Consider the following 26,514-nt stretch of genomic DNA (forward strand, 5'->3'; position numbering starts at 1 on the left):
CGGGCCACGCGCCCGCGCCTTGCGCCGCACACCCGCTCAGACCGGATACCGTATCCAAGCTTTTGAAATATATGGAAAAATTCTCGGTCCTGATGATCTGCATGGGGAATATCTGCCGTTCCCCCACCGCTGAAGGGGTGCTGCGCGCCAAGCTGGAGGCGGCCGGCCTGGCCGATCGCGTCGAACTGGATTCGGCCGGCACGCATGACTATCACGTCGGACGCGCGCCGGATCGCCGCGCCCAGCGCCATGCGCTGGCGCGCGGCTATGACCTGTCGGCCCTGCGCGCCCGCCAGGCCGAGGCGGCCGACTTCGAGCGCTTCGACCTGCTGCTGGCCATGGACGAGCAGAACCTGGCCGGCCTGCGCGCCATCTGTCCGCCCGGGCGCGAGGACCGCATGCGCCTGCTGATGAGTTTCGCCACCCGCCACGATGCGGCCGAGGTGCCGGATCCCTACTACGGCGGCGACGCTGGCTTCGAGCGCGTGCTCGACTATATCGAGGACGCTTGCGACGGTGTTGTCGCCAGCCTGGGCGCCCGGCTCGGCCTGCGCTGAGTCCCGCCCGCGCCGGGCCCGGCGGCCGCGCCCGGTGCTGTACCTTCCTGCCGTTCTTCACGAGGTTTCATGCTCCCATCCCTGTTCCGCAAATGGCGCGAATCGCGCAATGCCAGCCTGCAATTGGACGCTATTCTGACTGCGGCCGAGCCGGAGGCGCCGCTCGCGGAACGCAATAGCTGGCTGATCGAGCTGGGCTACTGGATCCGCCGCGACGGCGCGCCGGGCGGCGATGACGCGCGCGCGGACAAGGGGCCGCGCGACGGCAGCGAAGGCGAAGGCGGCGTGGAGCGAAGCCTGCCGCAGCATGTGCGCCTGCGCTATCTGCTGCGCGTGCTGGAGCGCAATCCGGACTGGGCGCTGGCGTTTTCCCGTACGGTGCGTTCCATCCTGCGCGACAACGACCCGACCGCGCTGTTCTGCGACACCGGCGTGGCTTCGCACCCGGGCTTCTGGGGCGAGATGATGGATCGCCTGCAGGCGCGTTTCCTGCCGCCGCCGCCCAACCGCAGCGATATGTCCAGCCTGTTCGCGCTGTTGTTCGTGCACCTCGACGACGCCGAATGGGTGGAGTCGATCGAGGCGGGCCTGGTCGAGCGGCTGACGCTGGTGCTGGGCCTGGCCGACGCGGAGGAGGAGGGCGAGGAGGAGGCGGCAGCGCGGCGCGGCCTCGAGCGCACGCTGGCGGCCAGCATCCAGGTGCTGGTGAGCCAGGTGCGCGCGACGGGCTTGAGCCAGGCCATCCGCTCGCGCCTGAAGGGGCGGGTGGAGGAAACGCCATTTTTCCGCCTGGACAGTGCGGCGCAGGCTCTCTTCGAGGAAGACCTGGCGCACGGTGACGAGGCCTTCGGCCAGCGCATCAACTATTTCCGGGCGCTGCTCGACCATTGCCACGCGGCCGCCCAGCATGTCTACGATGAACTCGAAGAGAATGGCGTCTCGGTGGAGGTGGTGTTCCAGATCGAGCGGATGAAGATCCGGCTGGCCCGCATCGAGTTGCTGCTGGGTGCCTGGAGCGAGCCCGGGCGCCCCGGTGCGCGCCAGCACCTGACCGCCGAGCTGATCCGCTCGACCCAGGCGCGGCGCAGTGTCGGCCACCTGGTGTCGTCCTCGTTCGCGCAACTGGCGCGCAAGGTGGTGGAGCGTTCGGCGGAGACCGGCGAACACTACATCACGCGCGACCGCGGCGAATACCGCGAGATGATGCGCGGGGCGGCCGGCGGCGGGCTGCTGACGGTGCTGACGGTCTACCTCAAGTTCCTGATCTATGGCTTGCATCTCGACAAGTTCATCGAGGGCCTGCTGGCCTCGCTCAACTATGCCGGCAGCTTCTTGCTCATCCACTTTGCGCACTTCACGCTGGCCACCAAGCAGCCGGCCATGACCGGGCCGGCGCTGGCGCACCGCCTGGACGGCGCGAGGCGGCCGGAGGGCAGGGAGATCTTCGTCGACGACACCATCGCCATGATCCGCTCCAACGCGGCCGCCATCTTCGGCAACCTGGCCGCGGTGTTCCCGGTGGCGCTGGCAGTGCAATGGCTGTCGGGCAAGCTGCTGGGCGTGAGCCTGCTGACCCCGGCCAAGGCCATCGCCACCATCGAGTCGTTCTCGATCCTGGGGCCGACGCCGCTCTACGCCATCTTCACCGGTGTGCTGTTGTGGCTGTCGAGCCTGATCGCCGGCTGGGCGGACAACTGGTTCGCGCTGCACCGGGTGCACGATGTGATGGCCTACAACCGGCGCTTGCGCTACGTGCTGGGCGCCAAGGGCGCGCTGGGCGTGGCCGATTTCTGGCGGCGCAACCTGTCGGGCATTGCCGCCAATGTGTCGCTCGGCCTGCTGCTGGGCCTGGGGCCGGAGATCCTGAGCTTCGTCGGGCCGCACATGGAGGTGCGTCACGTCACGCTGTCGACGGGGGCGGTAGGGGCCTCGATCGGCGTGCTGGGGCTGGACGCGCTGCGCATGCCCGCGCTGTGGCTGGCGGTTGCCGGCATCGCACTGATGGGCTTCCTGAATGTGGCGGTCAGCTTCGCGCTGGCCTTCAATATGGCGCTTCGTTCACGCAACCTGCGCAGCGTGGACCGGCGCGAACTGAGTGCCGCCGTGCGGCGGCGCATCCTGGAGCGCCCGCTGTCGCTGATCGTGCCGCCGCGCCGGCCAGCGGCGGCGCCGGACGCCGGCGGCAGCCGCGCCTGATGCGGTGCAGCAGGGGTACTTGACCGGATTAGTCGGGAAATTTATACTTGAGGAAATTGATCAAGTATTCCCACCCCCATGAGACTGACGACCAAAGGCCGCTTTGCCGTGACCGCCATGATCGACCTGGCCATGCGCCAGGACCAGGGGCCGGTCACGCTTGCCGGCATCAGCCAGCGCCAGAAGATCTCCCTGTCCTACCTCGAGCAGCTGTTCGGCAAGCTGCGCCGGCATGAGATCGTGGAAAGCGTGCGGGGGCCGGGTGGCGGCTACAGTCTCGCGCGCCGCGCCGAGGACGTGACGGTCGCCGACATCATCATCGCCGTCGACGAACCGCTCGATGCCACGCAATGCGGTGGAAAGGGAAATTGTAACGGAGATGACGGCGCCGGGCGCTGCATGACCCACGAGCTGTGGGCCACGCTGAACCAGAAGATGGTCGAGTACCTGGACTCCGTCTCCCTGAAGAACCTGGTCGACCAGCAGCGTGCCAAGCAGCCCGCGGTGCTGCACGACATGCGCGAGGAGCCGGCGCGGGCCGCCGGCGCGCCGGTGCGCGGCAAGGCGGCCGACAAGGCCGACAGTCCCGCGCGCCCGCGCGTGGTCAACTCGGTCTTCAGCCTGGCGCAGTCCTGAGACGGCGGCAGACGGCAAGCAGATCCAGATTTCCGACCGGCAAGGAATTGCGGTCCTGACCCTGATAGAGGCAGTCAAAACAATGAGCACCCCACATTTCCCGATCTACATGGATTACTCGGCCACCACTCCGGTGGATCCTCGCGTGGCGGACAAGATGATCCCCTACCTGCGCGAGCAGTTCGGCAATCCGGCGTCGCGCAGCCATGCCTACGGCTGGGAGGCCGAGCGCGCGGTCGAGGAGGCGCGTGAGCAGGTGGCAGCGCTGGTCGGTGCCGATCCGCGTGAGATCGTGTGGACCTCGGGTGCGACCGAATCCGACAACCTCGCCATCAAGGGCGCGGCCAACTTCTACTCGGGCAAGGGCAAGCACATCATCACCGTGAAGACCGAGCACAAGGCCGTGCTCGATACCACGCGCGAGCTGGAGCGCCAGGGCTTCGAGGTGACCTATCTCGACGTGCAGGAAAACGGCCTGATCGACATGAAGGCGTTCGAGCAGGCGATCCGCCCGGACACCATCCTGGTTTCGGTGATGCTGGTCAACAACGAGATCGGCGTGATCCAGGACGTCGAGCAGATCGGCGAGATCTGCCGCGCCAAGGGCGTCCTGTTCCATTGCGACGCCGCGCAGGCGACCGGCAAGGTGGTGATCGACCTGAACACGCTGAAGTGCGACCTGATGTCGTTCTCGGCCCACAAGACCTATGGCCCCAAGGGCATCGGCGCGCTCTACGTGCGCCGCAAGCCGCGCGTGCGCCTGGAAGCCCAGATGCACGGCGGCGGCCACGAGCGCGGCATGCGCTCGGGCACGCTGGCCACGCACCAGATCGTCGGCATGGGCGAGGCCTTCCGCATCGCCCGCGAGGAAATGGCTACCGAGAACGAACGCGTCCGCATGCTGCGCGACCGCCTGTGGCGCGGCCTTTCCGGTATGGAAGAGGTCTACCTGAATGGCGACCTCGAGCGCCGCGTGCCGCACAACCTCAACGTCAGCTTCAACTTCGTCGAGGGCGAGTCGCTGATCATGGCGATCAAGGATGTGGCCGTGTCGTCGGGCTCGGCCTGCACCTCGGCCTCGCTGGAGCCGTCCTACGTGCTGCGCGCGCTGGGCCGCAACGACGAACTGGCGCACAGCTCGATCCGTTTCACGGTGGGCCGCTTCACCACCGAGCAGGAAGTCGACTACACCGTCGAACTGCTCAAGGCCAAGATCGGCAAGCTGCGCGACCTGTCGCCGCTGTGGGAAATGTACAAGGACGGCGTGGACCTGAATTCCATCCAGTGGGCCGCGCACTGAGCGCAGGCGCCACGCAAGACCCCCATAAAATCCGCAAGAGGTAGCCAAAATGTCATACAGCAACAAGGTGCTCGACCACTACGAAAACCCCCGCAACGTTGGCTCGTTCGACAAGAACGATGATGCCGTGGGCACCGGCATGGTCGGCGCGCCGGCGTGCGGCGACGTGATGAAGCTGCAGATCAAGGTCAACGAGGCCGGTGTCATCGAGGACGCCAAGTTCAAGACCTACGGCTGCGGCTCGGCCATCGCCTCGTCGTCGCTGGTGACCGAATGGGTCAAAGGCAAGACCGTGGACCAGGCACTGGAGATCAAGAACACCCAGATCGCCGAGGAACTGGCGCTGCCGCCGGTCAAGATCCACTGCTCGATCCTGGCCGAGGACGCCATCAAGGCCGCCGTCGAGGACTACAAGAAGAAGCACCCGGGCGCCGAACAGAAGGCCGCCTGAGCCATGCGGGGATGATGCAGCGATGATCACACTGACCGAGAAGGCCGCAAGGCACGTGGCGCGTTACCTGGAGCGCCGTGGCAAGGGCGTGGGCCTGCGCCTTGGCGTGAAGACGACGGGCTGCTCGGGCTTGGCCTACAAGCTCGAGTACGTCGACGAACTGCTGCCGGAAGACAATGTGTTCGAGTCGCACGGCATCAAGGTGATCGTCGATCCGAAGAGTCTGCCGTACATCGACGGCACCGAGCTGGACTTTGCCCGCGAAGGCCTGAACGAGGGGTTCCGCTTCAACAACCCCAATGTCAAGGACGAGTGCGGCTGCGGCGAGTCCTTCCGCGTCTGACGCCGCCCGGCGATGCAGCGCCGTATCGTCGGTTATCACCGTGACGAGGCCGGCGACTGGGTCGCCGAGCTGGAGTGCGGGCATGGCCAGCACGTGCGGCACGACCCGCCCTGGCAGTCGCGACCGTGGACGCAATCGGAGCGGGGGCGCACGGCCAGGCTGGGTGCCCGGCTCGCCTGTCGCAAGTGTGAACGCGGCGAGCCTCCGGATACCTGGGCACGGCCGGCCTGAGGGCCGCGCCGGCGCGATCGGAATGCCGGCGATGGCTTGCCTGCCTGGCTGACGGGCGGGTGATCGAGGGGCGGCCTGGCCGCTCCTTTTTGTTGGGGAAGCTGTTGAAAGACGATTTTTTCAAGCTGTTCGGACTGCCGGCGCAGTTTGCCATCGACGAGGCGGCGCTGGATGCCGCCTACCGCACCGTGCAGTCGCAGGCGCATCCGGACCGCTTCGCGCATGCCGGCGACGCCGAGCGCCGCGTGGCCATGCAGTGGGCGGCCCATGCCAACGAGGCCTATCGTACGCTGCGCCAGCCGCTCAAGCGGGCGATCTACCTGCTGGGACTGCGCGGCGTCGACATCCAGGCCGAGAACAACACCGCGATGGCGCCGGATTTCCTCATGCAGCAGATGGAATGGCGCGAGGCGCTGCAGGACGCGGTGGAAGCGCGCGCGGTCGACCAGCTCGACGCGCTGCTGGCGCAACTGCGCCGGGAAAAGCGCGAGCGACACGCGGCGCTCGGCGCGCTGCTGGACGCGGGCGGCGCCGACAATGACGCGGCGGCCGGCGCGGCGGCGCGGCAACTGATGTTCATCGAGAAGATCGAGCACGACACCAGCGAGGCGATCGACCGGCTGGAAGGATAACCGGCCAGGCACGTTTGCCGCGGGCGTGACACAATGGCGCCCCCGGCACGGTCCCGGCCGCCGTGGCACGCATGCCGTGCCGCACCCGACGCGACGGCAACGCGCGCGAAGACAACGCGAAGACAACGCGAAGAATCATCATGGCACTGCTCCAGATTTCCGAGCCCGGCATGTCGCCGGCGCCCCATCAACGCCGGCTCGCCGTCGGCATCGACCTCGGCACCACCAACTCCCTGGTGGCGGCGGTCCGCAGCAGCATTCCGGAGGTGCTCACCGACGAGCGCGGCCGCGCACTGCTGCCCTCGGTGGTGCGCTACCTGGCCGACAAGACCGCGCAGATCGGCTACCGCGCGCAGGACGAGGCCATCCGCGATCCCAAGAACACCATCGTCTCGGTCAAGCGCTTCATGGGGCGCGGCCTGCGCGACGTGGCGCACATCGAGCACAGCCCCTACGACTTCGTCGACGCGCCGGGCATGGTGCAGATCAAGACGGTGGCCGGCGTGAAAAGCCCGGTCGAGATCTCCGCGGAGATCCTCGCCACGCTGCGCCAGCGCGCCGAGGATTCGCTCGGCGACGACCTGGTCGGGGCGGTGATCACGGTGCCGGCCTATTTCGACGATGCACAGCGGCAGGCCACCAAGGACGCCGCGCGCCTGGCCGGCATCGAGGTGCTGCGCCTGCTCAACGAGCCGACCGCGGCGGCCGTGGCCTACGGCCTCGACAACGGTGCCGAAGGCGTCTATGCCGTCTATGACCTGGGCGGCGGTACCTTCGATATCTCCATCCTCAAGCTGACCAAGGGCGTGTTCGAGGTCATGGCCACCGGCGGCGATTCGGCCCTGGGGGGCGACGATTTCGACCAGCGCCTGATGTGCTGGATCGTCGAGCAGGCCGGCCTGCAACCCCTGAGCGCCCAGGACACCCGCCTGCTGATGGTGCGCGCGCGCGCCGCCAAGGAGGCACTGTCCGAGGCCGACGACACGGTGATCGATGCCGTGCTGTCGAGCGGGGAGATCGTGCACCTGCCGCTGTCGGCGCAGCAGTTCGAGGCCATGACTGCGCATCTGGTGCAGAAGACGCTGGCGCCGGTGCGCAAGGCGCTGCGCGATGCCGGCGTCGGCGCCGACGAGGTCAAGGGCGTGGTGCTGGTGGGCGGCGCCACGCGCATGCCGGCCATCCGCAAGGCCGTGGGCGAGTTCTTCGGCCGCACGCCGCTGACCAACCTGGATCCGGACAAGGTGGTCGCGCTGGGCGCCGCCATGCAGGCCAACCTGCTGGCCGGCAACGGCGCGCCGGGCGAGGACTGGCTGCTGCTCGATGTGATCCCGCTGTCGCTGGGGGTCGAGACCATGGGCGGCCTGGTCGAGAAGATCATCCCGCGCAACAGCACCATCCCGGTGGCGCGTGCCCAGGAATTCACCACCTTCAAGGATGGCCAGACCGCGATGGCCGTCCATGTGCTGCAGGGCGAGCGCGAACTGGCGGCTGACTGCCGCTCGCTGGCACGCTTCGAACTGCGCGGCATTCCGCCGATGGTGGCAGGTGCGGCCCGCATCCGTGTGACCTACCAGGTCGATGCCGATGGCCTGCTGTCGGTGTCGGCGCGTGAAACGCTGTCGGGCGTGGAAGCCTCGATCGTGGTCAAGCCTTCCTACGGGCTGGCCGACGACGACATCGCCCGCATGCTGCAGGAAAGCTTCAGCGAGGCCGAGCACGATATGAAGAGCCGCGCGCTGGCCGAGGAACGTGTCGAGGCCGAGCGCCTGCTCGAAGCCACCCAGCGCGCGCTGGAGACGGATGGCGACCTGCTGAGCGCCGCGGAGCGCGCCGCGGTCGAGGCGCTGGCGGCTTCCGTGCGCGAGATCGCTGCCGGTACCGACCATCTCGCCATCAAGGCCGCCGTGGAGGCGTTGTCGCACGGCACCGACGAATTCGCCGCGCGCCGCATGGACCGCTCGATCAAGAGCGCGCTGGCCGGCCGCAAGGTGCAGGAGATCGGCTGAGGCGGCCGCTGCCGCCAAGCCGATTCCCGCCGCACCGTATTCCGCAATCAGGACCTGACATGCCACAGATCATTGTTCTTCCCCACGTCGAGCACTGCCCCGAGGGCGCCGTGTTCGAAGCCAAGCCGGGCACCAGCGTCTGCGACGCCCTGCTGAGCCACGGCATCGAGATCGAGCACGCCTGCGAGAAGTCGTGCGCGTGCACCACCTGCCACGTCATTGTGCGCGAGGGTTTCGATTCACTGAACGAGGCCGAGGAGAAGGAAGAAGACCTGCTCGACAAGGCCTGGGGCCTCGAGCCGAATTCGCGTCTGTCCTGCCAGGCCATCGTGGCCGACGAGGACCTGACGGTCGAGATTCCCAAGTACACCATCAACCACGCCAAGGAAGGGCACTGAGCCCCGCACGACAGGAGAACGCCCCATGAAGTGGACCGATACCTATGCCATCGCGGCCGCCCTCTACGACAAGTTCCCGGACGTCGACCCCTTGACCGTGCGCTTTACCGACCTGCGCCGCTGGGTGCTGGAACTGGACGGCTTCAGCGACGTGCCGGAGCGCTCGGGCGAGAAGATCCTCGAGGCGATCCAGTCCGCCTGGATCGAAGAAGCGGAGTAAGAAGCCAGGGAGTCAGGGAGCAGCGGCCCGCTCGCTGCGGGTCCTTGGGGACGGCCACCGCTCCCCTGGGAGCTTGCTGAAGCGGGCGGCCGCAACCCTGTGACCTGCAACTGGCGGCGCCTGCAACGGGCAGCCAGCAACCGGCAGCCAGCAACCGGCAGCCAGCAACTAGAAGCGATACCCGATCCCGGCCAGGAAGATGTCGGTATCGTGGTCATAGCCCGTCACCACGCGGTTCCAGGTGACGCGCGCCAGCCAATGCTCGCAGAAGCGATCGCCGGCCGACATCGACAGCATGGCCGACACGCGCGACGGCGAGGTGCCGTCGCTGCCGGCCGCGCAAAAAAGAACCCCTGCAGGGGCAGGGGTTCTCGCGGTCGTGCAGGCTGCCGCCGCGCGGCGGCAGCCGGTGCGTCGTCTCAATCCTCGCGGCGCAGGTGCGGGAAGAGGATCACGTCGCGGATATTGGGGCTGTCGGTCAGCAGCATGACCAGGCGGTCGATGCCGATGCCGCAGCCGCCCGTCGGGGGCATGCCGTACTCGAGCGCGCGGATGTAGTCGGCATCGAAGTACATGGCTTCCTCGTCGCCCGCATCCTTCTGCTCGACCTGCTTGCGGAAGCGCTCGGCCTGGTCCTCGGCATCGTTCAGCTCCGAGAAGCCGTTGGCGATCTCGCGGCCGGTAATGAACAGCTCGAAGCGCTCTGTGATGCCGGGCACGGTATCGGAGGCGCGCGCCAGCGGCGAGACCTCCACCGGGTAGTCGACGATGAAGGTCGGCTCCCACAGCTGGCTTTCCGCGGTTTCCTCGAACAGCACCAGTTGCAGCGTGCCCAGCCCGGCATTGAGGAACTGCGGCGCCTGGGTGTTGACGCCGAACTTCTTCAGCTCGACGCGCAGGAAGTCGGCATCGGCCAGCTGCGCATCGGTGTACTGCGGCGCGTACTTCTGGATGGCCTGGGTGATGGTCAGGCGGTGGAAGGGCTTGGACAGGTCCAGTTCGCGGCCCTGGTAGTTCAGCACGGCGTTGCCGCAGGCATCGATGGCGGCCTGGCGGATCAGGTTCTCGGTGAAGTCCATCAGCCAGCGGTAGTCCGTGTAGGCCGCGTAGAACTCCATCATGGTGAACTCGGGATTGTGGCGCGGGCTCACCCCCTCGTTGCGGAAATTGCGGTTGATCTCGAACACGCGCTCGAAACCGCCCACCACCAGGCGCTTCAGGTACAGCTCGGGCGCGATGCGCAGGAACATCTGCATATCCAGCGCGTTGTGGTGGGTGATGAAGGGCTTGGCCGCGGCGCCGCCGGGGATGGGGTGCAGCATCGGCGTCTCGACTTCCATGAAGCCGGATTCGGCCATGTGCTTGCGCAGCGACGAGATGGCCTGGGTGCGGGCGCGGAAGGTGGCGCGAGTTTCCGGCGACACGATCAGGTCGACGTAGCGCTGGCGGTATTTCTGCTCCTGGTCGGCCAGGCCGTAATAGTCGCCCGGCAGCGGACGCAGGCTCTTCGACAGCAGGCGCAGTTCGGTGACCGCCACCGACAGCTCGCCGGTCTTGGTCTTCATCAGCGTGCCGCGCGCGGCCACGATATCGCCCAGGTCCCACTTCTTGAAGCCGGCGTAGACCTCTTCGCCGATGGCGTCGCGGCTGATGTAGAACTGGATGCGGCCGGTGCCGTCCTGCACGGTGGCGAAGCTGGCCTTGCCCATCACGCGCTTGAGCATCATGCGGCCGGCGATGGCCACCTCGACCGGCGCGGCTTCCAGCGCCTCCTGCTCGACGGCGTCGTACTGCGCGTGCAGGGCGGCCGACTGGTGGGTGGGGCGGAAATCGTTGGGGAAGGCCACGCCTTGCTGACGCAGTGCCTGCAGTTTCTCGCGCCGTTCCGCGATGATCTTGTTTTCGTCGGCGGCGGTGGCCGCGGTCGCGGCGTCGGCTGGGGCGCGGTTGGGTTCGGTCATGATGTGTGTGCTGCGCGCGGGCCGGGCCCGCGCGGTTTCAGAAAAGGCTTCAGTGGTTGCGGATGTCGTCCAGCTCGGTGCTGCCGAAGTCCGGGCGCTGCAGGTAAGCGGCGATGCGGTGGGCGACATCGTCGGGACTGGCCAGCTGCTCCTGCGCCTTGAGGTCGCGGAAGCGCTGCACCTGGGCGAAGTCGGCGCCGCGGATGGTCGATTGCATGCCGGTGTCGATCACGCCCGGGGCCAGCGCCACGGCGCGCACCTCGCGTCCGGCCGGCGCCTGGGCATACTCGGCATGGATCGAGCGCATGAACATGTCCAGTCCGGCCTTGCCCGCGCAGTAGGCGCTCCAGCCCTCGATGGGCCGGCGCGCGGCACCCGAGGAGATCGCCAGCACCTTGCGCGGACAGCCGAAGCGCTCGCTGGCGGCCAGGAAGGCCGCCGTCATCGTCATCGGCGTGGCCAGGTTGGTCATCAGGTGCGGCACCAGCGTGTCGGCGCGCAGTCCTGCCACCGGCACGATCGGCTCGATCACGCCGGCGTTCAGCACCAGCGTGGCGCTGGCCGGCGGCGTGTCGACCGCCTCCAGCACCGCCTGCAGCCAGCGCGCGCCGGCCTCGGGCTGCGACAGGTCCTGGCAGTGCCAGTCGAGCGCGACGCCGGCCGCGGCCGCCGCCTGCTGCAGGGCGGGCGCGGGGCTGCGGGCCACGCAGACGAGCCGGTTGCCGGGCGCCAGCAGGGCCTGCGCCAGGGCGGCGCCGAGGCCGCGCGAGGCGCCGGTCACGATGTAGAGTTGGTTCGCTGCACTCATGGCTGTGTTCGCTGGTGGAGACGCTGCGGATGACACGGTTGGTGATGCATCGGGCGGCGCGGCGGCCAGCCGCTGGCCGCCGCGCCGGATGGTCCGCCGCGGCGTGCCGCGGCATCTCGGCGTCGCGCGCATCGGCACGCCACGCGGGCCGTGTTACAGGCCCTGTTTCAGGCTGGCCTCGATGAAAGGATCGAGGTCGCCGTCGAGCACCTTCTGCGTGTTCGACATTTCGACGTTGGTGCGCAGGTCCTTGATGCGGCTCTGGTCCAGCACGTAGGAGCGGATCTGGTGGCCCCAGCCCACGTCGGTCTTGGACGACTCCAGCTTGTCGGCCTCGGCCTGGCGCTTGCGCATCTCGTGCTCGTACAGCCGCGACTTCAGCATCGACATCGCTTCGGCACGGTTGCGGTGCTGCGAACGGTCGTTCTGGCACTGCACCACGATGCCGGTCGGCGCGTGCGTGATCCGCACCGCAGAATCGGTCTTGTTGATGTGCTGGCCACCGGCGCCCGAGGCGCGGTAGGTGTCGACGCGCAGGTCGGCCGGGTTGATCTCGACCTCGAAGGAATCATCCACCTCGGGATAGACGAAGACCGACGAGAACGAGGTGTGGCGCCCGCCCGAGGAATCGAACGGCGACTTGCGCACCAGGCGGTGGACGCCGGTCTCGGTGCGCAGGTAGCCGAAGGCGTATTCGCCTTCCACCTTGATGGTGGCGCTCTTGATGCCGGCCACGTCGCCCTCGGACTCTTCCAGCACCTCGGCCTTGAAGCCCTTGCGCTCGCAGTACTTCAGGTACTGGCGCAGCAGCATCGAGGCCCAGTCGCAGGCTTCCGTGCCACCGGCGCCGGCCTGGATGTCGATGAACGCGTTGGCCTGGTCGAGTTCGCCCGAGAACATGCGGCGGAACTCCATGTCTTCGACGATGTCCTTGAAGCCCTGCACGTCGGCCTCGATGGCCTGCAGCGTGTCGTCGTCGCCTTCTTCGCGCGCCAGCTCGAACAGTTCGTCCGCGCCGTCGAGATCAGAGGTGAGCTTGCCGAGGACGCCGACCACGCCCTCGAGCATCTTCTTTTCCTTGCCCAGGTCCTGGGCCCGCTTGGGGTTGTTCCAGACGTCCGGGTCTTCGAGCAGGCCGTTGACTTCGTCGAGGCGGCCTAGTTTGACTTCGTAGTCAAAGATACCCCCGTAGATCTTCCGTCCGGGAACGGAGATCGGAGATGGCACCGGAGATGGCGTTGAGGCGTTCTGCTTCCATGATGTTCTTGCGCTTTCAAAACCTTGAATTATAGCGGAATGCGGCGGATTCTCCGCGGTTTGCAGGCGTGCGGCGGCGAACCCGGCGCATGCGCCGCGGTCTACCCCTGTTGGCGCCGGCCGGCTGCCACGCCGGGCCCGCGGGCCTCCGCGCGGCGCGCAAGGCGCGCGCAGCGGCGATAATAGGCGGCCCGGACCGGCAATGCGTGGACGAGAGGGCACTTGCGTGCCCAACCCCGAGAGCATGAAGCAAACCAATCGAGAACATCCAGAGACTCCAGAGGCAAGAGGAAGGCACGGCGGGCACGGCGGCCGCCGCCGCCTGCTCGCGCTGCTGGCGGCCGCCGCGGTGCTGCCGCTGGCCGCCTGCGGCACGCTGGACGACGGCCCGGTGCCCGACGGCTACTACCGCGTGCAGAGCGGCGACACGCTGTATTCGATCGCCCGCAAGCACCGGCGCAGCGTGCGTGAGCTGGCGCGCTGGAACAGCCTGAGCGACGCCGACCGCATCGAGGTAGGCCAGGTGATCCGCGTGGTGCCGGCGGCAGGCGCCGCGGCTTCGGCGGGAGGCGGCCGGGCATCCGGCGGCAGCGGCGGGCCGGCGGCGGTCAAGGATACCCCCCGGGTGGACGACAGCGGGCCGGCGCGGCCGCCGGCCTCCCGCATCCGCCTGCAGTGGCCGGCCGACGGCAAGGTCGTGGCGCGCTACGCGCCGCCGGCGAGCAAGGGGCTGCGTATCGACGTGCCAGCGGGCGGCGTGGTGCGGGCGGCCGCGGCCGGCCGCGCCATCCATGTGGGCAACCTGCGCGGCTACGGCATGCTGGTGATCGTCAAGCACGACGACGACTGGCTGACCGTCTACGGCAACCTCGACAAGCCCTCGGTCAGTGAAGACAGCCAGGTCGCGGCCGGGCAGGAGGTCGGGCGCATGGGGGCGGGCGGCGGCGAGCTGCATTTCGAAGTGCGCGCCGGCGGCAAGCCGGTCGATCCGTCGGGCTACCTGCCGTCGCGCGGCTAGGGTGGCTGGCGCGGCCGGTGTGGCTCCCGGGCTGGCCGGTGTCCGACAGGGCCCGCCGGGGTCCGCCGGAGTCCGTTATTGCGCGTGCTCGATCACCATCTGCACCCGCGTGACGCCGTTGAAGGTGTTGTTGTCCAGCCGGTAGGCCACCAGCGCGCTGGCGCCGAGCGCCTCGGCGTGGTTGAACCAGATCGCATCGAAGCGGTGCGCGCCGCGCCCCAGCAGCAGCTTCAGGTGCTTGCCCTTGAGCACGGTCTGGCGCACCACGTCGAACTCGCCGCAGAAGGTCGGGGCGGGGAAGCCCTGGCCCCATACCTGCTGGTCGAGCAGGTTGACGAACTCCGGCGAGAAGCAGCCGTCGTCGATGTCGCCGTCGGTCTCGATCACGCGCGCCAGCTGCTTCTCGTCCAGCCACTCCCGGCCTACCGCCTCGAAGGCTTCCATGAACTGGCCGAAGGTGTCGGCGCGCAAGGTCAGGCCGGCCGCCATCGCATGGCCGCCGAACTTCACCAGCAACCCCGGGTGGCGCTTGGAGACGAGGTCGAGCGCGTCGCGCAGGTGGAAGCCGGGGATGGAGCGGCCGGAGCCCTTGATGGTGGCATCGTCGCCGGGGGCGAACGTGATGGTCGGGCGATGGAACTTCTCCTTCAGGCGCGAGGCCACGATGCCGATCACGCCCTGGTGCCAGGTCTCGTTGAAGACGCTGACCGTGTAGCGCGAGGCCGGGTCCAGGCCCGCCATCGGCTGCTCCAGGATCTGCAGCGCCTCCTGCTGCATGCCGGCCTCGATGTCGCGCCGCTCGCGGTTCATGCCGTCCAGTTCCTGGGCGATCTCCCAGGCGCGGCCGGCGTCGTCGGTCAGCAGGCATTCGATGCCGAGCGACATGTCGGCGAGCCGCCCGGCGGCGTTCAGGCGCGGGCCCAGGCCGAAGCCGAGGTCGAAGGTGTTGGCGCGTGCCGCTTCCCGTCCGGCGGCGCGGAACAGGGCGGCCACGCCGGCGTGCATGCGGCCGGCGCGCATGCGCTTGAGGCCCTGCGCCACCAGGATGCGGTTGTTGCTGTCGAGCTTGACCACGTCGGCCACGGTGCCGAGCGCCACCAGGTCGAGCAGGGTGTCGAGGCGCGGCTGGGTGCGGGCATCGAATACACCGCGCGTACGCAGCTCGGCGCGCAGCGCCAGCAGCACATAGAACATCACGCCCACGCCCGCCAGGTTCTTGCTGGGGAACGGGCAGCCGGGCTGGTTGGGATTGACGATCACGGCCGCCTCCGGCAGCGTGGCGCCGGGCAGGTGGTGGTCGGTCACCACCACGTCGATACCGCGGGCATTGGCCGCCGCCACGCCGTCGACGCTGGCGATGCCGTTGTCCACCGTGACGATCACGTCCGGCTGCTGGCGTGCCGCCAGCTCGACGATTTCCGGCGTCAGCCCGTAGCCGTACTCGAAGCGGTTGGGCACGATGTAGTCGACGCGGGCGCCCAGCATGCGCAAGCCGCGCACGCCTACCGCGCAGGCGGTGGCGCCGTCGCAGTCGTAGTCGGCCACGATCAGCAGGCGGCGGCCGGCGGCGATGGCATCGGCCAGGTAGGTGGCGGCATGCCCGATGCCCTTCATCTCGCCCGGCGCCACCAGCCCGGGCAGCTCGGTGGCCAGTTCGTCGGGCCGGCTGACGCCGCGCGCCGACAGGATGCGGGCCAGGGTGGGGTGCAGGCCGGCGGCGGCAAGCGACGCAGCGTGCTCGGTCGAGAAGGAGCGGGTGGCGATTCGGGTCATGCGGCGAGGAGGGCGAGGAAGGTGCGGGCAGCGCAGGCGCCGCCCGCACGGGCGGCCGCGACGGGCGGCCGGCCCGGGTGGAAAGGGGAAGGGCGACGGCGCGGTTCGTCCGCGCGGGGGTGCCCGGGGCGCCCGAGGCGGGCGCCGGTACGTCGCGGCGCTGGCGTCATGCCGCCAGCGCCAGGTCGGACAGCAGCGCGCGCCAGTCGCCGCGGCTGCCCAGGCCGCGCCAGAACTTGCGCAGGTCGCCGCGCGTGACGCGGAACTCGGCGAAATGGTTCTCGCCGGCCAGCACCACGGTCAGGGCCTCGCAGCGGCCGCTTTCCAGCGCCGCCAGTGCCGGCGCGAACCAGGCATCCTCCAGGCCGTGCATGGCGTCCAGCCAGCGCCCCCAGTCCTGGCCGATGTGCGCTTCGGCGGCGGCGTCCAGCAGTGCCAGCGCGCTGCCGCCATCGGCCAGCGCGGCCAGCCCGGCCGGCAGCGGCTGGCGGGCCGCCCCGGCGGCGAGGGCCAGGCCGGCGGCGAAGGGGTCGTCGGTGTAGACGGCGTCGGCCAGCCGCGGCACGGCCTGCAGGCGTCCGCCGCCATGCAGCCAGACCGAATTGATCGGCAGTTCCCCGGCGGCTTCGCGGGCCTGGTTGACCGGATGGTCGAACCAGGTCATCTGGATTTCGTTCTGCAGGCGGCGCCAGTCGCGGGCGCGTTCGCCTTCCTGCATCCAGATATCGATATTGCGGCCGGTGGCGCGCAGGGGCGTGGTCGCCTCGAGCGGCCCGAACACCGCTTCGGGCAGGTACCAGCGTCCTGGCGCCAGCGCTTCCAGGCGGATCCCGGACTCGCCCAGCAGCGCGTCCAGGGCGCGGTGCAGCGCCTCCGCCTCGCTGGCGCGCACGCCGAGCCGGGCGGGGTCCATCAGCACCAGGTGGTCGCGCGCGGCGTGGATATGTACCAGTTCCAGGCAGGCCCAGGCCTGTTCGTCGGCACTGCCGCCGTCGGCCAGGCGCATGAAGGGTGCGCTCGGCACCCGCGCGGTGTCCAGGCCGGCGCGGCCGGCCAGCCAGCGTTCGTGCGGCAGGCTGCGCAGATAGGGGTCGTCGTGCCGCTCGCGCGCGCCGGGCGAGGCCCGCGTCAGCAACTTTCCGAGCGCCGGCAGCTCCAACTGGCGCAGCAGGGCAGCGGACATGACCCCTTCGGGGTCATCGTCACCCGTGCCCGGCGGCACGGAAAAAGGCACAATCAGGGTCAGGTGCGTCATCATGATTGCCGAGATTGTAAACTTCCGGCTGGCCGGCGGCGAGCCGGGCCCGGTGGCGCCGGGTGGCGCCACCGCCGCAAAGGCCGTCCGCCGGGCCGGAGCGGCAGGACCTTACCCGAACAACAGGACACCTCTTGAATTTTCCCTACGAGTGGCAGATCGGCTGGCGCTATACCCGCGCCGGCAAGCGCGCCAGCCGCAATTCCTTCATCTCCTTCATCTCGATGATCTCGATGTCCGGCATCGCCCTGGGCGTGGCCGCGCTGATCGTGGTGCTGTCGGTGATGAACGGCTTCCAGAAGGAGGTGCGCGACCGCATGCTGTCGGTGCTGTCCCATATCGAGATCATGGCGCCCGGTGCGCTGCCAGACTGGCAGCGCACCGCCGCCGAGGCCATGCGCAATAAGGAAGTGATTGGTGCGGCGCCCTATGTGGCAGCACAGGCCATGCTGACGCGCGAGGACGTGGTACGCGGCGTGCTGCTGCGCGGCGTCGACCCGGCCGAGGAGCCCAAGGTCTCGGACCTCGGCAAGCAGTTCCGCGCCGGCGCGCTGGACAAGCTGCAGCCGGGCGGGTTCGGCATCGCGCTGGGCAACGAGCTGGCCAATGCGCTCGGCGTGCAGCCCGGCGACAAGGTCACGCTGGTGGCGCCCCAGGGCACCATCACGCCGGCCGGCGTGCTGCCGCGGCTCAAGCAGTTCACCGTGGTCGGCGTGTTCTCGTCCGGCCATTTCGAGTTCGACAATGCCTTGGCGCTGATCAACCTGCAGGATGCCGAGACCCTGTTCCGGCTGGCGGGCCCCAGCGGCGTGCGCCTCAAGCTGACCGACATGGAGCGTGCGCCGGAAGTGGCCGGGCAGCTGGCCGGCACGCTCACCGGCGATCTCGACGTGCGCGACTGGTCGCAGCAGAACCGCAACTGGTTCGCCGCCGTGAAGACCGAGAAGCGCATGATGTTCATCATCCTGACGCTGATCATCGCCGTGGCCGCGTTCAACCTGGTGTCGACGCTGGTGATGACGGTCACCGACAAGCAGGCCGACATCGCCATCCTGCGCACCATGGGCGCGCAGCCCGGCTCGGTCATGAAGATCTTCATCGTGCAGGGCGTGGCGATCGGTTTCATCGGCACCTTGCTCGGCGTGGCCGGCGGCACCCTGATCGCCACCAATATCGACGTCATCGTCCCCTTCATCGAGCGGCTGCTGCATGTGCAGTTCCTGCCGCGCGACATCTATTTCATCAGCGAACTGCCTTCGGATCCCCGCGTGAACGACATCGCTACCATCGGCATCATCTCCTTCGTGCTGGCCTCCCTGGCCACGCTCTATCCCAGCTGGCGGGCCGCCCGCGTCAATCCGGCGGAGGCGCTGCGCTATGAGTGAGCAGACCGTGATCGGCGCGGGCCTGGCCCGCACGCGGCAGTCCGGCGGCAGCGGCGGCCATGGCGGGCAGGGGGGCGAACCGGTGCTGCAGGCCGAGGGCCTGACCAAGCGCTTCCGCCAGGGCGGGCTCGATGTCGACGTGCTCAAGGGCGTCGACATCCGCATCGTCCCGGGCGAGAAGGTGGCCATCGTCGGCGCCTCCGGTTCGGGCAAGAGCACCCTGCTGCATGTGCTGGGCGGGCTGGACAATCCCGACAGTGGCCGCGTGGCCCTGCAGGGCAAGCCGTTCACGGCGCTGAGCGAGCGTGAGCGCAATGTGGTGCGCAACCGCGCGCTGGGCTTCGTCTACCAGTTCCATCACCTGCTGCCCGAGTTCACCGCGCTGGACAACGTGGCGATGCCCCTGCGCATCCGCGGCCAGAAGCAGGGCGAGGCGCGTGCCGCCGCGCAGGCCATGCTGGAGCGCGTGGGCCTGGGCCGGCGCAGCGAGCACCGTCCGGGCGAGCTGTCGGGCGGGGAGCGCCAGCGCGTGGCCATCGCCCGCGCCCTGGTGGGCCAGCCGGCCTGCGTGCTGGCGGACGAGCCGACCGGCAACCTCGACGACCATACCGCGGGCGGCGTCTATGACCTGATGCTGGACCTGTCGCTCGGCTTCGGCACCAGCTTCGTCATCGTGACCCACGATATCGACCTGGCCAACCGTTGCGATCGCGTGCTGCGGCTGCGCGACGGCCACCTGCACCAGGAGCGCTGAGCCCCCGGCTCCGCGCCAGCGCGATGTGGATCGATACCCACTGCCATCTCGATGCCGCCGAGTTCGACGCGGACCGTGACGCCGTCGCCGCCGCCGCGGACGCCGCCGGCGTCAACGGCATCGTGCTGCCTGCGGTGGCGACCTGGAACTTCGAGGCGGTGCGTGCCTTGTCGCGGCGCCATGCCGGCTGCGTCTACGCGCTCGGCATCCACCCGCTGTGCTCGGCCGAGGCCGGCCAGGCGGACGTCGAGCGCCTGCGCGCCGAGGTCGCGGCGTCGATCGGCGACCCGCGTTTCGTCGGCATCGGCGAGATCGGGCTGGACTTCTTCGTGCCCGGGCTGGACGCCGCGCACCAGACCTGGCTCTATGCCGAACAGCTCAAGATCGCCCGCGAGTTCGAGCTGCCCGTGCTGCTGCACGTGCGCCGTTCGCAGGACCAGGTCGGCGCCCAGCTGCGCCGGCTCGGCGTGCGCCAGGGCATCGCGCATGCTTTCAACGGCAGCATCGACCAGGCCAAGCGCTTTCTCGATCTCGGCCTGAAGCTCGGCTTCGGCGGCAACCTGACCTTCTCGCGCGCGCGGCAGATCCGCCGGCTGGCGGCCGAGCTGCCGCTGGAGGCCATCGTGCTGGAGACCGATGCGCCCGACATCGCGCCTGCCTGGCTGTCCGACGACCAGTTCGGCGAGCAGCACAAGGCGCGCAACACGCCGGCCGAAGTGGCCGGTGTGGCGCGCGTGCTGGGCGAACTGCGCGGCATCGCGCCGCAGCCGCTGGCCGCCGCCATGTGGCGCAACTCGATCGAAGCGCTGCCGCGGCTGGCGGCCTTCGCCGGGATCATGGCGCCGCGGCACACCGTCACAGACTGACACCGCAGCCGGGCGTGAACGCCCGTATAAGCAGGAGCATCGTCATCCGCGCCATGCGCGCAGGGAGTTGCGATGCGCCTGTTCCTGCTGGCTTTCGTCACCGGTTGCTGGTGCCTGCAGCAGCAGCCGGTGCTGCCCGGCCGGGCAGCGGCCGCCGTGCTGCTGCTGGCCGCCGCGCTGCTGGCGGCGGCCGCGTTGTACTGGCGGCGCCGGGCGCGGCCGGCGGCGCGTGCGGCGGTCTGCCTGCTGGGCTTGCTGGCCGGCTTCGGCTGGGCCGGCGGGCGCGCCGTGCAGGCGCTGGATGCCTGGCTGCCCCCCGCGCTCGACGGCAGCGATGTGCGCGTGCGCGGCGTGGTGGCCGGCCTGCCGGCCGAAGCCGAGCGCGGCCTGCGTTTCCGCTTTGCCATCGAGCAGGAGGTTGCCGGCGCAGGCGGTGGAGCTGCTGCCGGCGCGGAAGCAGGTGGCGCGCGCCTGCCGCCCGAGATCCTGCTGGCCTGGAACGAGGCGCCGCCCGGACTGCGGCCGGGCGAGCGGCGCGAGTTCGTGGTGCGCCTGCGGCGGCCGCGCGGGCTAGCGAATCCACACGGGTTCGACTATGCCTACTGGCTGCTCGGCCAAGGCGTGGGGGCGACCGGCTACGTGCGCAGCGCGGGCGAGGGCCACGCCATGGCGGCGGGGGAGCGGCTGGCCTGGCGCATCGCCTCGTGGCGCCACGCGCTGCGCGCGCACCTGCGCGCCAACCTGCCGCCGGATGCGCGCTACGGCCCGGTGCTGGTGGCGCTGGTTGTGGGCGACCAGCGCGGCATCTCAGCTGCCGACAGGGAGATATTCAACCGCACCGGCATCGGCCACCTGATCAGCATCTCCGGGCTCCATATCACCATGATCTCCGGCATGGCCGGTGCGCTGGCCGCCTGGGCCTGGCGCCATGCCTTCGGGCTGGGCCGGCGCTGGCGCCGGCCGCCGCCGCTATGGCTGCCGGCGCGGCAGGTCGGCCTGCTGGTGGCGCTGCCGGCAGGCATCGGCTACGGCCTGGTGGCGGGACTCGAGGTGCCTGCCCTGCGCACGGTGGCAATGCTGGTGGTGGCGGTGCTGGCATCCTGGAGCGGACGTACGGTGCCGGGCTCGCTGGTGCTCGGCTGGGCCGCGCTGGCGGCGCTGGTTGTCGATCCATGGGGCGTGATGGCGCCCGGATTCTGGCTCTCCTTCAGTGCCGTGGCGGTGATCTTCCTGGCCGCGGGGCGTCCGCCCGCGGCCCCCGCGGCGGACGGCGCGGACGGCGCCCGCGCGGACCGCTGGCCGGCCCGCCTGCGGGTGGCGCTGGCACAAGCCGCCCATACCCAATGGGTGGTCACGCTGGGCCTGGTGCCGGCCACGCTGCTGTTGTTCCAGCAGACCTCGCTGGTCTCGCCGCTGGCCAACGCGGTGGCCATCCCGCTGGTGAGTTTCGTGGTGACGCCGCTGTCGCTGCTGGCCGCCATCCTGCCGTCGCCGCTGGCCGCACCGCTGCTGGCGCTGGCCCACGCCTGCCTGGCCCTGCTGGGCAGCCTGCTGGCCTGGCTGTCGGCGCCGTCCTGGGCGGTCTGGCGTGCGGCGGCGGCCGGTCCGGTGGCCTTCGCGCTGGCCCTGCCGGGCGTCGCCTGCCTGCTGGCACCGCGTGGCTTCGGCTGGCGCCTGCGCTGGCGCGGGCTGGTGCTGCTGCTGCCGCTGCTGGTGGCGGGGCGGACCCCGGTGGCGGCCGGCGCCTTCCGTGCGACGGCCTTCGATGTCGGCCAGGGCGGTGCGGTGCTGGTCGAGACGCGGCGGCATGCGCTGCTGTTCGACACCGGACCGGCCTACGGCGAAAGCTCCAGCGCGGGCGAGCGGGTCATCGTGCCGCACCTGCGCGCGGCCGGCCTGGGGCGCCTCGATATGCTGATGATCAGCCACGAGCACGCCGACCATGCCGGCGGAGTCGGCGCGGTGCTGGATGCCGTGCCGGTGGCGGCGCTGCGCACCGCGGCGCCGCCCGCGCATGCGCTGCTGTCGCCGCCGCTGCGGTCACCACGCGCGTGGGAGCCCTGCGCCGCCGGGCAGCAATGGGAGTGGGACGGGGTGCGTTTCGCCGTGCTGCATCCGCCGGCGGCGCAGTCGCAGTCGCCGGCCTATGGCAGCAACGCGCGCAGCTGCGTGCTCCATGTGTCGGCGCAGGCCGGTGACGGGGCGGCCCCGAGCCTGCTGCTGACCGGCGATATCGAGCGTGCCGAGGAGGCGGCGCTGCTGTCGTCGTTGCCGGCGCAAGCGCTGCGCGCCAGCGTGCTGATGGTGCCGCACCATGGCAGCGGCACGTCTTCCAGCCCGGCCTTCCTTGCCGCGGTGGCACCGCAGGCCGCTGTGTTCCAGCTGGGCCATGCCAATCGCTTCCGTCATCCGCGTGCCGATGTCTGGGCCCGCTATGGTGCCCAAGGCGTCGCGCGCTACCGCTCTGATGAGAACGGCGCGGTGGTGATCGAGGCCGGGGCGGACGGCGTGGCGATCACGCCGTACCGTCAGCAGGTCCGGCGCTACTGGCGCGAGGCGCCGCCGGCACCGCGCTGAGCATGGCGTGCCGGCCGCGCGGCGCGGATCGCTGGGCGCTCAGGCGCTGCCCTTGCTGCGGCGCGCCGCGCTGGCGGAGCGCTTGGGCCTGGTGTCGCGCGGCGGCATCGACGGCTCCGCGCTGGCGATGCGGCGCTCGCGCAGGTGCGCCTTGGCGCGCTGCAGGCCGGGCGCGACGCTGTCGGCGCGCTCCAGGGCCACGCCGGTGGCCAGCACATCGCCCAGCACCAGGTGGCAGATACGCGAGGTCATGGGGGTATAGACCTCGCTGTCCTCTTCCACGTCGGAAAATACGCAGACGTCCGCGAGCGCCGCCAGCGGCGAGCCGCTGTGCGTGAGCGCCAGCACGCCGGCGCCGCTGCCGCGCGCCAGCGTGGCGGCGGCCAGGATGTCCCAGGTGCGCCCGCTGTTGGAGACCAGCACGGCGACGTCGCCCGGGCGCAGCAGCGCCGCCGACATATTGAAGACGTGCGGGTCGGAGTAGGCGGTGGTGGGAATGCCCAGCCGGAAGAACTTGTGCTGCAGGTCCAGCGCGACGATGCCGGAATTGCCGCAGCCGTAGAACTCGATGCGGCGCGCGTCGGCCAGCAGCCGGATGCCATGTTCGATCTGGTCCGCCGACAGCGCGTTGCGCACGCTCATCAGCGTGGAGAGGGTGCGGTCGAAGACCTTGCCGGCGATGTCGGCGGGACGGTCCTCGGCGCTGACGTCCTGGTGCACGAAGGGTGTGCCGCCGCCCACGTTCTGTGCGAACTGCAGCTTGAACTCGCGGAAGCCGTCGTAGCCCAGCGCGGCGCAGAACCGTGCGATGGTCGGCTGCGATACACCGGCGCGCTCTGCCAGTTCCGGCATCGACAGGCGGATCACGCTGGCGCCGTGCCGTGCCACGTAGTCGGCCAGGCGGCGTTCGGAGGGGCGGAGCGTGTCATAGACGGCGAGGATTCGGTCGCGCATGGAGCAGGGCAGTTGGCAGGTGCGTAGAAAATATGTAGATATTCTACAAGATCGGGTGGCGCATCGTCTTCGCGCGGGAGTCGTGGCGCGGCTAGGGATTTCCCTGAATTTCGCAAAAAATCGGGGGTTTTAGGCGATTGGCGGTTGACGTGGTGTTCGCTTGTCGTTCCGGACTGGATATAATGTAGAAAATCTACATGACCGGATCTCATTCCTCATCCGGTCGACTGCAGCATACTTCCCACGGAGAGTCGTCCCGCCATGCCGCAAACCGTTCATGCCGAAGTCCAGGCCGTGACCGCGCGTATCGTCGCGCGCAGCCGTGCCAGCCGCGCTGCCTACCTGGCACGTTGTGAGCGCGCCCAGCGCGAACTGGGCCCGCAACATGGCCTTTCCTGCGCGAACCTTGCGCATGGGTACGCAGCCCTGCCCGCCGCCGACAAGCTGCGCCTGCGCGTCGAGCATGCGCAGAACCTCGGCATCGTCACCGCCTACAACGACATGCTGTCTGCGCACCAGCCTTACGAGCGCTATCCCGGCCTGATCCGCGAGGCGGCGGGCGCGGCCGGTGCGGTGGCCCAGGTGGCCGGCGGCGTGCCGGCCATGTGCGACGGCATCACGCAGGGCAATGCCGGCATGGAGCTGTCGCTGTTCTCGCGCGACGTCATTGCCATGAGCACCGCCGTGGCCCTGTCGCACAACACCTTCGACGCCGCGGTAATGCTGGGCGTGTGCGACAAGATCGTGCCCGGCCTGCTGATGGGTGCGCTGCAGTTCGGCCACCTGCCGGTCGTGTTCGTGCCGGCGGGGCCGATGGCCAGCGGCCTGTCCAACAAGGAGAAGGCCCGGGTGCGCCAGCTCTACGCCACCGGGCAGGTCGGACGCGAGGCGCTGCTGGAGGCGGAGTGCGAGGCCTATCACGGCGCCGGCACCTGCACCTTCTACGGTACCGCCAACAGCAACCAGTTCCTGATGGAGGTGATGGGCCTGCATCTGCCGGGCGCGGCCTTCGTCCATCCCGACACCACGCTGCGTGACGCGCTGACGGCGGCGGCCGCGCAGCGCGCGCTGGCCATCTCGGCGCGCGGCAACGAATACCTGCCGCTGGCGCGCATCGTCGACGAGCGCGCGGTGGTCAACGGCATCGTCGGCCTGCTGGCCACCGGTGGCTCGACCAACCACAGCATCCACCTGGTGGCAATGGCGCGCGCGGCCGGCATCCTCATCGACTGGGACGATTTCGACCGCCTCTCGCGGGCTACGCCGCTGCTGGCGCGGGTCTATCCGAACGGCTCGGCGGACGTCAACCACTTCCACGCGGCCGGCGGTGTCGCCTTCGTGATCCGCGAACTGCTGGATGCCGGGCTGCTGCACGAGGACGTGCAGACCGTCGCCGGTCCCGGCCTGCGGCGCTACACCCAGGAGCCGGTGCTGGACAACGGCATGCTGCGCTGGCGCGACGGCGCCGCTGCCAGTGGCGATGCGCAGGTGCTGGCCACGGCCGCCGCGCCGTTCGCCGCCGAAGGCGGCCTGCGCCTGATGCAGGGCAACCTGGGGCGCGGCGTGATCAAGATCTCGGCGGTGGCGCCGGAGCACCGCGTGGTCGAGGCGCCTGCGCGCGTGTTCGATTCCCAGGAGGCGCTGCAGGCGGCCTTCGCCGCCGGCGAGCTGGACCGTGACGTGGTGGCGGTGGTGCGCTTCCAGGGTCCGGCCGCCAACGGCATGCCGGAACTGCACCGGCTGACGCCGGCGCTGGGTGCGCTGCAGGATGCCGGTCGCCGCGTGGCCCTGGTCACCGACGGCCGCATGTCGGGCGCCTCCGGCAAGGTGCCGGCCGTGATCCATGTGGGGCCCGAGGCACTGGCTGGCGGCATGCTGGCGCGTGTGCGCGACGGCGATCGCATCCGCGTGGACGCCGAAGCTGGCGTCCTGCAATGGCTCGGCGACGCGGCCGAGCTGGCCGCACGCGAGCCCGCGGCGGCGCCTGCCGACGCCTTCGCCGGTTTCAGTGTCGGACGCGGCCTGTTCGGCCTGTTCCGGCGCCAGGCGCGCGACGCCGAAGCCGGCGGCAGCGCGCTGGACCTGTCCGAGGCGGACGCGATGCCGCGCGAGGCTGTCCAAACCGGGGCGGCCGTCGCACAATAGGCTGGCCGTCCGGTATCCCGGCAACCCACCTTCCAATCACCTGGCTTGGTTCCCCGGCGGCGGGCCGCCCGGGAGCCATCGCACGCATGCGAGCGGCGCGATGCACGACAAGCGACAAGGATGGGCACACCATCCGATCCTGATCGACGGAGCAGACATGATCTATATCCTGATGGGCGTATCCGGCAGCGGCAAGACCACGGTCGGCCAGCTGCTGGCACAGCGGCTGCAATGCGGCTTCCATGACGCCGACGAATTCCACAGCGAGGCCAACAAGGCCAAGATGCACGCCGGCGTGCCGCTGACCGACGAAGACCGCTGGCCGTGGCTGGCCGCCATGCGGGCGGCCATCGATGCCGCGCGCGCCGAGGGACGCACGCACGTGTTCACATGCTCGGCCTTGCGCCAGGTCTACCGCGACCGGCTGACGCCGCCCGAGGGCGGCGTGACCTTCGTCTTCATGAAGGGCGATGCCGGACTGATCGGGCAGCGCCTGTCGGCGCGCAGCGGCCATTTCTTCAACCCGGCGCTGCTGCACAGCCAGTTCGAGACGCTGGAGGAACCCGACGGCGCGCTGGTGATCGACATCCGCCGCCCGCCGGAGGCGCTGGTGGACGCCATCCTGGCCGAAGCGCCGGCGCGCGCGGGGGACTGAGGGGCCGTCGGCGGGCTCCCGTACCACCCAGGCCACCGGGCCGCCGGGCGCCGCCGCGCCCGGCGCACGCCACCCGTCTTCCCCGTCTTCCCCGTCTTCCCCGTCTTCCCCGTCTTCCCCGTCTTCCCCGTCTTCC

Annotated in this window: 25 protein-coding genes; 18 read left to right on the forward strand and 7 right to left on the reverse strand. The window is 69.9% G+C overall.

Annotated features, from left to right (window positions below):
• Positions 1–71 precede the first annotated feature (71 nt).
• The 11 genes from BKK80_RS07915 (at position 72) to iscX (ending at position 8,970) form a co-directional block, all read left to right on the forward strand.
• Positions 72–557 carry a low molecular weight protein-tyrosine-phosphatase gene (locus BKK80_RS07915; protein WP_071012099.1) on the forward strand — a complete coding sequence of 162 codons (486 nt, stop codon included), beginning with the start codon at positions 72–74 and terminating at the stop codon, positions 555–557.
• Between the two features lie 69 nt (positions 558–626).
• On the forward strand, positions 627–2,753 hold the full coding sequence (locus tag BKK80_RS07920; RefSeq protein ID WP_071012100.1) for a site-specific recombinase: 2,127 nt from the start codon (positions 627–629) through the stop codon (positions 2,751–2,753).
• A 78-nt stretch (positions 2,754–2,831) separates the two neighbouring features.
• Entirely contained in the window at positions 2,832–3,389 is a 558-nt protein-coding gene (gene iscR, locus BKK80_RS07925) for a Fe-S cluster assembly transcriptional regulator IscR (protein ID WP_071012102.1), read from the forward strand.
• 82 nt (positions 3,390–3,471) lie between these two features.
• Positions 3,472–4,689, forward strand: a complete 1,218-nt coding sequence (locus tag BKK80_RS07930) for an IscS subfamily cysteine desulfurase (RefSeq protein ID WP_071012103.1) — start codon at positions 3,472–3,474, stop codon at positions 4,687–4,689.
• 49 nt (positions 4,690–4,738) lie between these two features.
• Entirely contained in the window at positions 4,739–5,140 is a 402-nt protein-coding gene (iscU, locus tag BKK80_RS07935) for a Fe-S cluster assembly scaffold IscU (RefSeq protein WP_019448564.1), read from the forward strand.
• 22 nt (positions 5,141–5,162) lie between these two features.
• A complete protein-coding gene (gene iscA, locus BKK80_RS07940) occupies positions 5,163–5,483 on the forward strand; it encodes an iron-sulfur cluster assembly protein IscA (protein WP_071012105.1) in 321 nt (106 codons plus the stop codon).
• A 12-nt stretch (positions 5,484–5,495) separates the two neighbouring features.
• Complete coding sequence (locus BKK80_RS35390; protein ID WP_083384011.1) at positions 5,496–5,714, forward strand: DUF3565 domain-containing protein; 219 nt, start codon at positions 5,496–5,498, stop codon at positions 5,712–5,714.
• 104 nt (positions 5,715–5,818) lie between these two features.
• Positions 5,819–6,346: a Fe-S protein assembly co-chaperone HscB gene (hscB, locus tag BKK80_RS07945; RefSeq protein ID WP_071012106.1), complete on the forward strand. Its 528-nt coding sequence runs from the start codon at positions 5,819–5,821 to the stop codon at positions 6,344–6,346.
• Positions 6,347–6,486: 140 nt separating this feature from the next.
• Positions 6,487–8,352: a Fe-S protein assembly chaperone HscA gene (hscA, locus tag BKK80_RS07950; RefSeq protein WP_071037208.1), complete on the forward strand. Its 1,866-nt coding sequence runs from the start codon at positions 6,487–6,489 to the stop codon at positions 8,350–8,352.
• 59 nt (positions 8,353–8,411) lie between these two features.
• Positions 8,412–8,750 carry an ISC system 2Fe-2S type ferredoxin gene (gene fdx / locus BKK80_RS07955; RefSeq protein WP_071012109.1) on the forward strand — a complete coding sequence of 113 codons (339 nt, stop codon included), beginning with the start codon at positions 8,412–8,414 and terminating at the stop codon, positions 8,748–8,750.
• Positions 8,751–8,775: 25 nt separating this feature from the next.
• On the forward strand, positions 8,776–8,970 hold the full coding sequence (iscX, locus tag BKK80_RS07960) for a Fe-S cluster assembly protein IscX (protein ID WP_071012111.1): 195 nt from the start codon (positions 8,776–8,778) through the stop codon (positions 8,968–8,970).
• Positions 8,971–9,138: 168 nt separating this feature from the next.
• Here iscX and BKK80_RS37740 read toward each other — a convergent pair whose 3' ends face one another.
• From BKK80_RS37740 to prfB, 4 genes are all read right to left on the reverse strand, one after another.
• Positions 9,139–9,267 carry a hypothetical protein gene (locus BKK80_RS37740; protein ID WP_257786756.1) on the reverse strand — a complete coding sequence of 43 codons (129 nt, stop codon included), beginning with the start codon at positions 9,265–9,267 and terminating at the stop codon, positions 9,139–9,141.
• A 122-nt stretch (positions 9,268–9,389) separates the two neighbouring features.
• Positions 9,390–10,931, reverse strand: coding sequence for a lysine--tRNA ligase (gene lysS, locus BKK80_RS07965; RefSeq protein WP_071012112.1), 1,542 nt, complete (start codon positions 10,929–10,931; stop codon positions 9,390–9,392).
• Between the two features lie 49 nt (positions 10,932–10,980).
• Complete coding sequence (locus tag BKK80_RS07970) at positions 10,981–11,739, reverse strand: SDR family oxidoreductase (RefSeq protein ID WP_071068823.1); 759 nt, start codon at positions 11,737–11,739, stop codon at positions 10,981–10,983.
• Between the two features lie 153 nt (positions 11,740–11,892).
• A protein-coding gene (gene prfB / locus BKK80_RS07975) for a peptide chain release factor 2 (protein WP_156811176.1) occupies positions 11,893–12,997 on the reverse strand; the annotation gives its coding sequence in 2 pieces (ribosomal slippage) (positions 11,893–12,915 and positions 12,917–12,997; 1,104 coding nt in all).
• A 243-nt stretch (positions 12,998–13,240) separates the two neighbouring features.
• On the opposite strand from prfB, the gene BKK80_RS07980 reads away from it, so the two are divergent.
• Positions 13,241–14,014 (forward strand): peptidoglycan DD-metalloendopeptidase family protein, encoded by a 774-nt coding sequence (locus BKK80_RS07980; protein WP_083384012.1) that lies wholly within the window; start codon positions 13,241–13,243, stop codon positions 14,012–14,014.
• Between the two features lie 75 nt (positions 14,015–14,089).
• On the opposite strand, the gene recJ is transcribed toward BKK80_RS07980, so the two are convergent.
• Both recJ and BKK80_RS07990 read right to left on the reverse strand, forming a co-directional pair.
• Entirely contained in the window at positions 14,090–15,787 is a 1,698-nt protein-coding gene (recJ, locus tag BKK80_RS07985) for a single-stranded-DNA-specific exonuclease RecJ (RefSeq protein WP_071068824.1), read from the reverse strand.
• A gap of 166 nt (positions 15,788–15,953) precedes the next feature.
• A complete protein-coding gene (locus BKK80_RS07990; RefSeq protein ID WP_071012118.1) occupies positions 15,954–17,045 on the reverse strand; it encodes a hypothetical protein in 1,092 nt (363 codons plus the stop codon).
• Positions 17,046–17,176: 131 nt separating this feature from the next.
• Between BKK80_RS07990 and BKK80_RS07995 the strand changes: the two genes are divergently transcribed.
• The 4 genes from BKK80_RS07995 to BKK80_RS08010 all read left to right on the forward strand — a co-directional run bounded on the left by BKK80_RS07995 (position 17,177) and on the right by BKK80_RS08010 (position 22,624).
• The gene (locus tag BKK80_RS07995; protein WP_071012119.1) at positions 17,177–18,427 is read left to right on the forward strand and encodes a lipoprotein-releasing ABC transporter permease subunit; all 1,251 of its coding nucleotides are present in this window, start codon (positions 17,177–17,179) and stop codon (positions 18,425–18,427) included.
• A complete protein-coding gene (lolD, locus tag BKK80_RS08000; RefSeq protein WP_083384013.1) occupies positions 18,420–19,181 on the forward strand; it encodes a lipoprotein-releasing ABC transporter ATP-binding protein LolD in 762 nt (253 codons plus the stop codon). The genes BKK80_RS07995 and lolD overlap by 8 nt, the downstream gene beginning before the upstream one ends.
• Positions 19,182–19,204: 23 nt before the next feature.
• On the forward strand, positions 19,205–20,047 hold the full coding sequence (locus BKK80_RS08005) for a TatD family hydrolase (RefSeq protein ID WP_071012121.1): 843 nt from the start codon (positions 19,205–19,207) through the stop codon (positions 20,045–20,047).
• Positions 20,048–20,119: 72 nt separating this feature from the next.
• Complete coding sequence (locus BKK80_RS08010) at positions 20,120–22,624, forward strand: DNA internalization-related competence protein ComEC/Rec2 (RefSeq protein ID WP_071068825.1); 2,505 nt, start codon at positions 20,120–20,122, stop codon at positions 22,622–22,624.
• Between the two features lie 39 nt (positions 22,625–22,663).
• Here the strand turns inward: BKK80_RS08010 and BKK80_RS08015 are convergent, their stop codons facing one another.
• Positions 22,664–23,578: a MurR/RpiR family transcriptional regulator gene (locus tag BKK80_RS08015; RefSeq protein WP_071012124.1), complete on the reverse strand. Its 915-nt coding sequence runs from the start codon at positions 23,576–23,578 to the stop codon at positions 22,664–22,666.
• 261 nt (positions 23,579–23,839) lie between these two features.
• Here BKK80_RS08015 and edd point away from each other — a divergent pair, with 261 nt between their 5' ends.
• Positions 23,840–25,723 carry a phosphogluconate dehydratase gene (gene edd / locus BKK80_RS08020; RefSeq protein WP_071068826.1) on the forward strand — a complete coding sequence of 628 codons (1,884 nt, stop codon included), beginning with the start codon at positions 23,840–23,842 and terminating at the stop codon, positions 25,721–25,723.
• A gap of 157 nt (positions 25,724–25,880) precedes the next feature.
• Positions 25,881–26,378, forward strand: a complete 498-nt coding sequence (locus BKK80_RS08025; RefSeq protein ID WP_071016243.1) for a gluconokinase — start codon at positions 25,881–25,883, stop codon at positions 26,376–26,378.
• Positions 26,379–26,514: the final 136 nt, after the last annotated feature.

This window comes from Cupriavidus malaysiensis (assembly GCF_001854325.1).
Classification (GTDB): Bacteria; Pseudomonadota; Gammaproteobacteria; order Burkholderiales; family Burkholderiaceae; genus Cupriavidus; species Cupriavidus malaysiensis.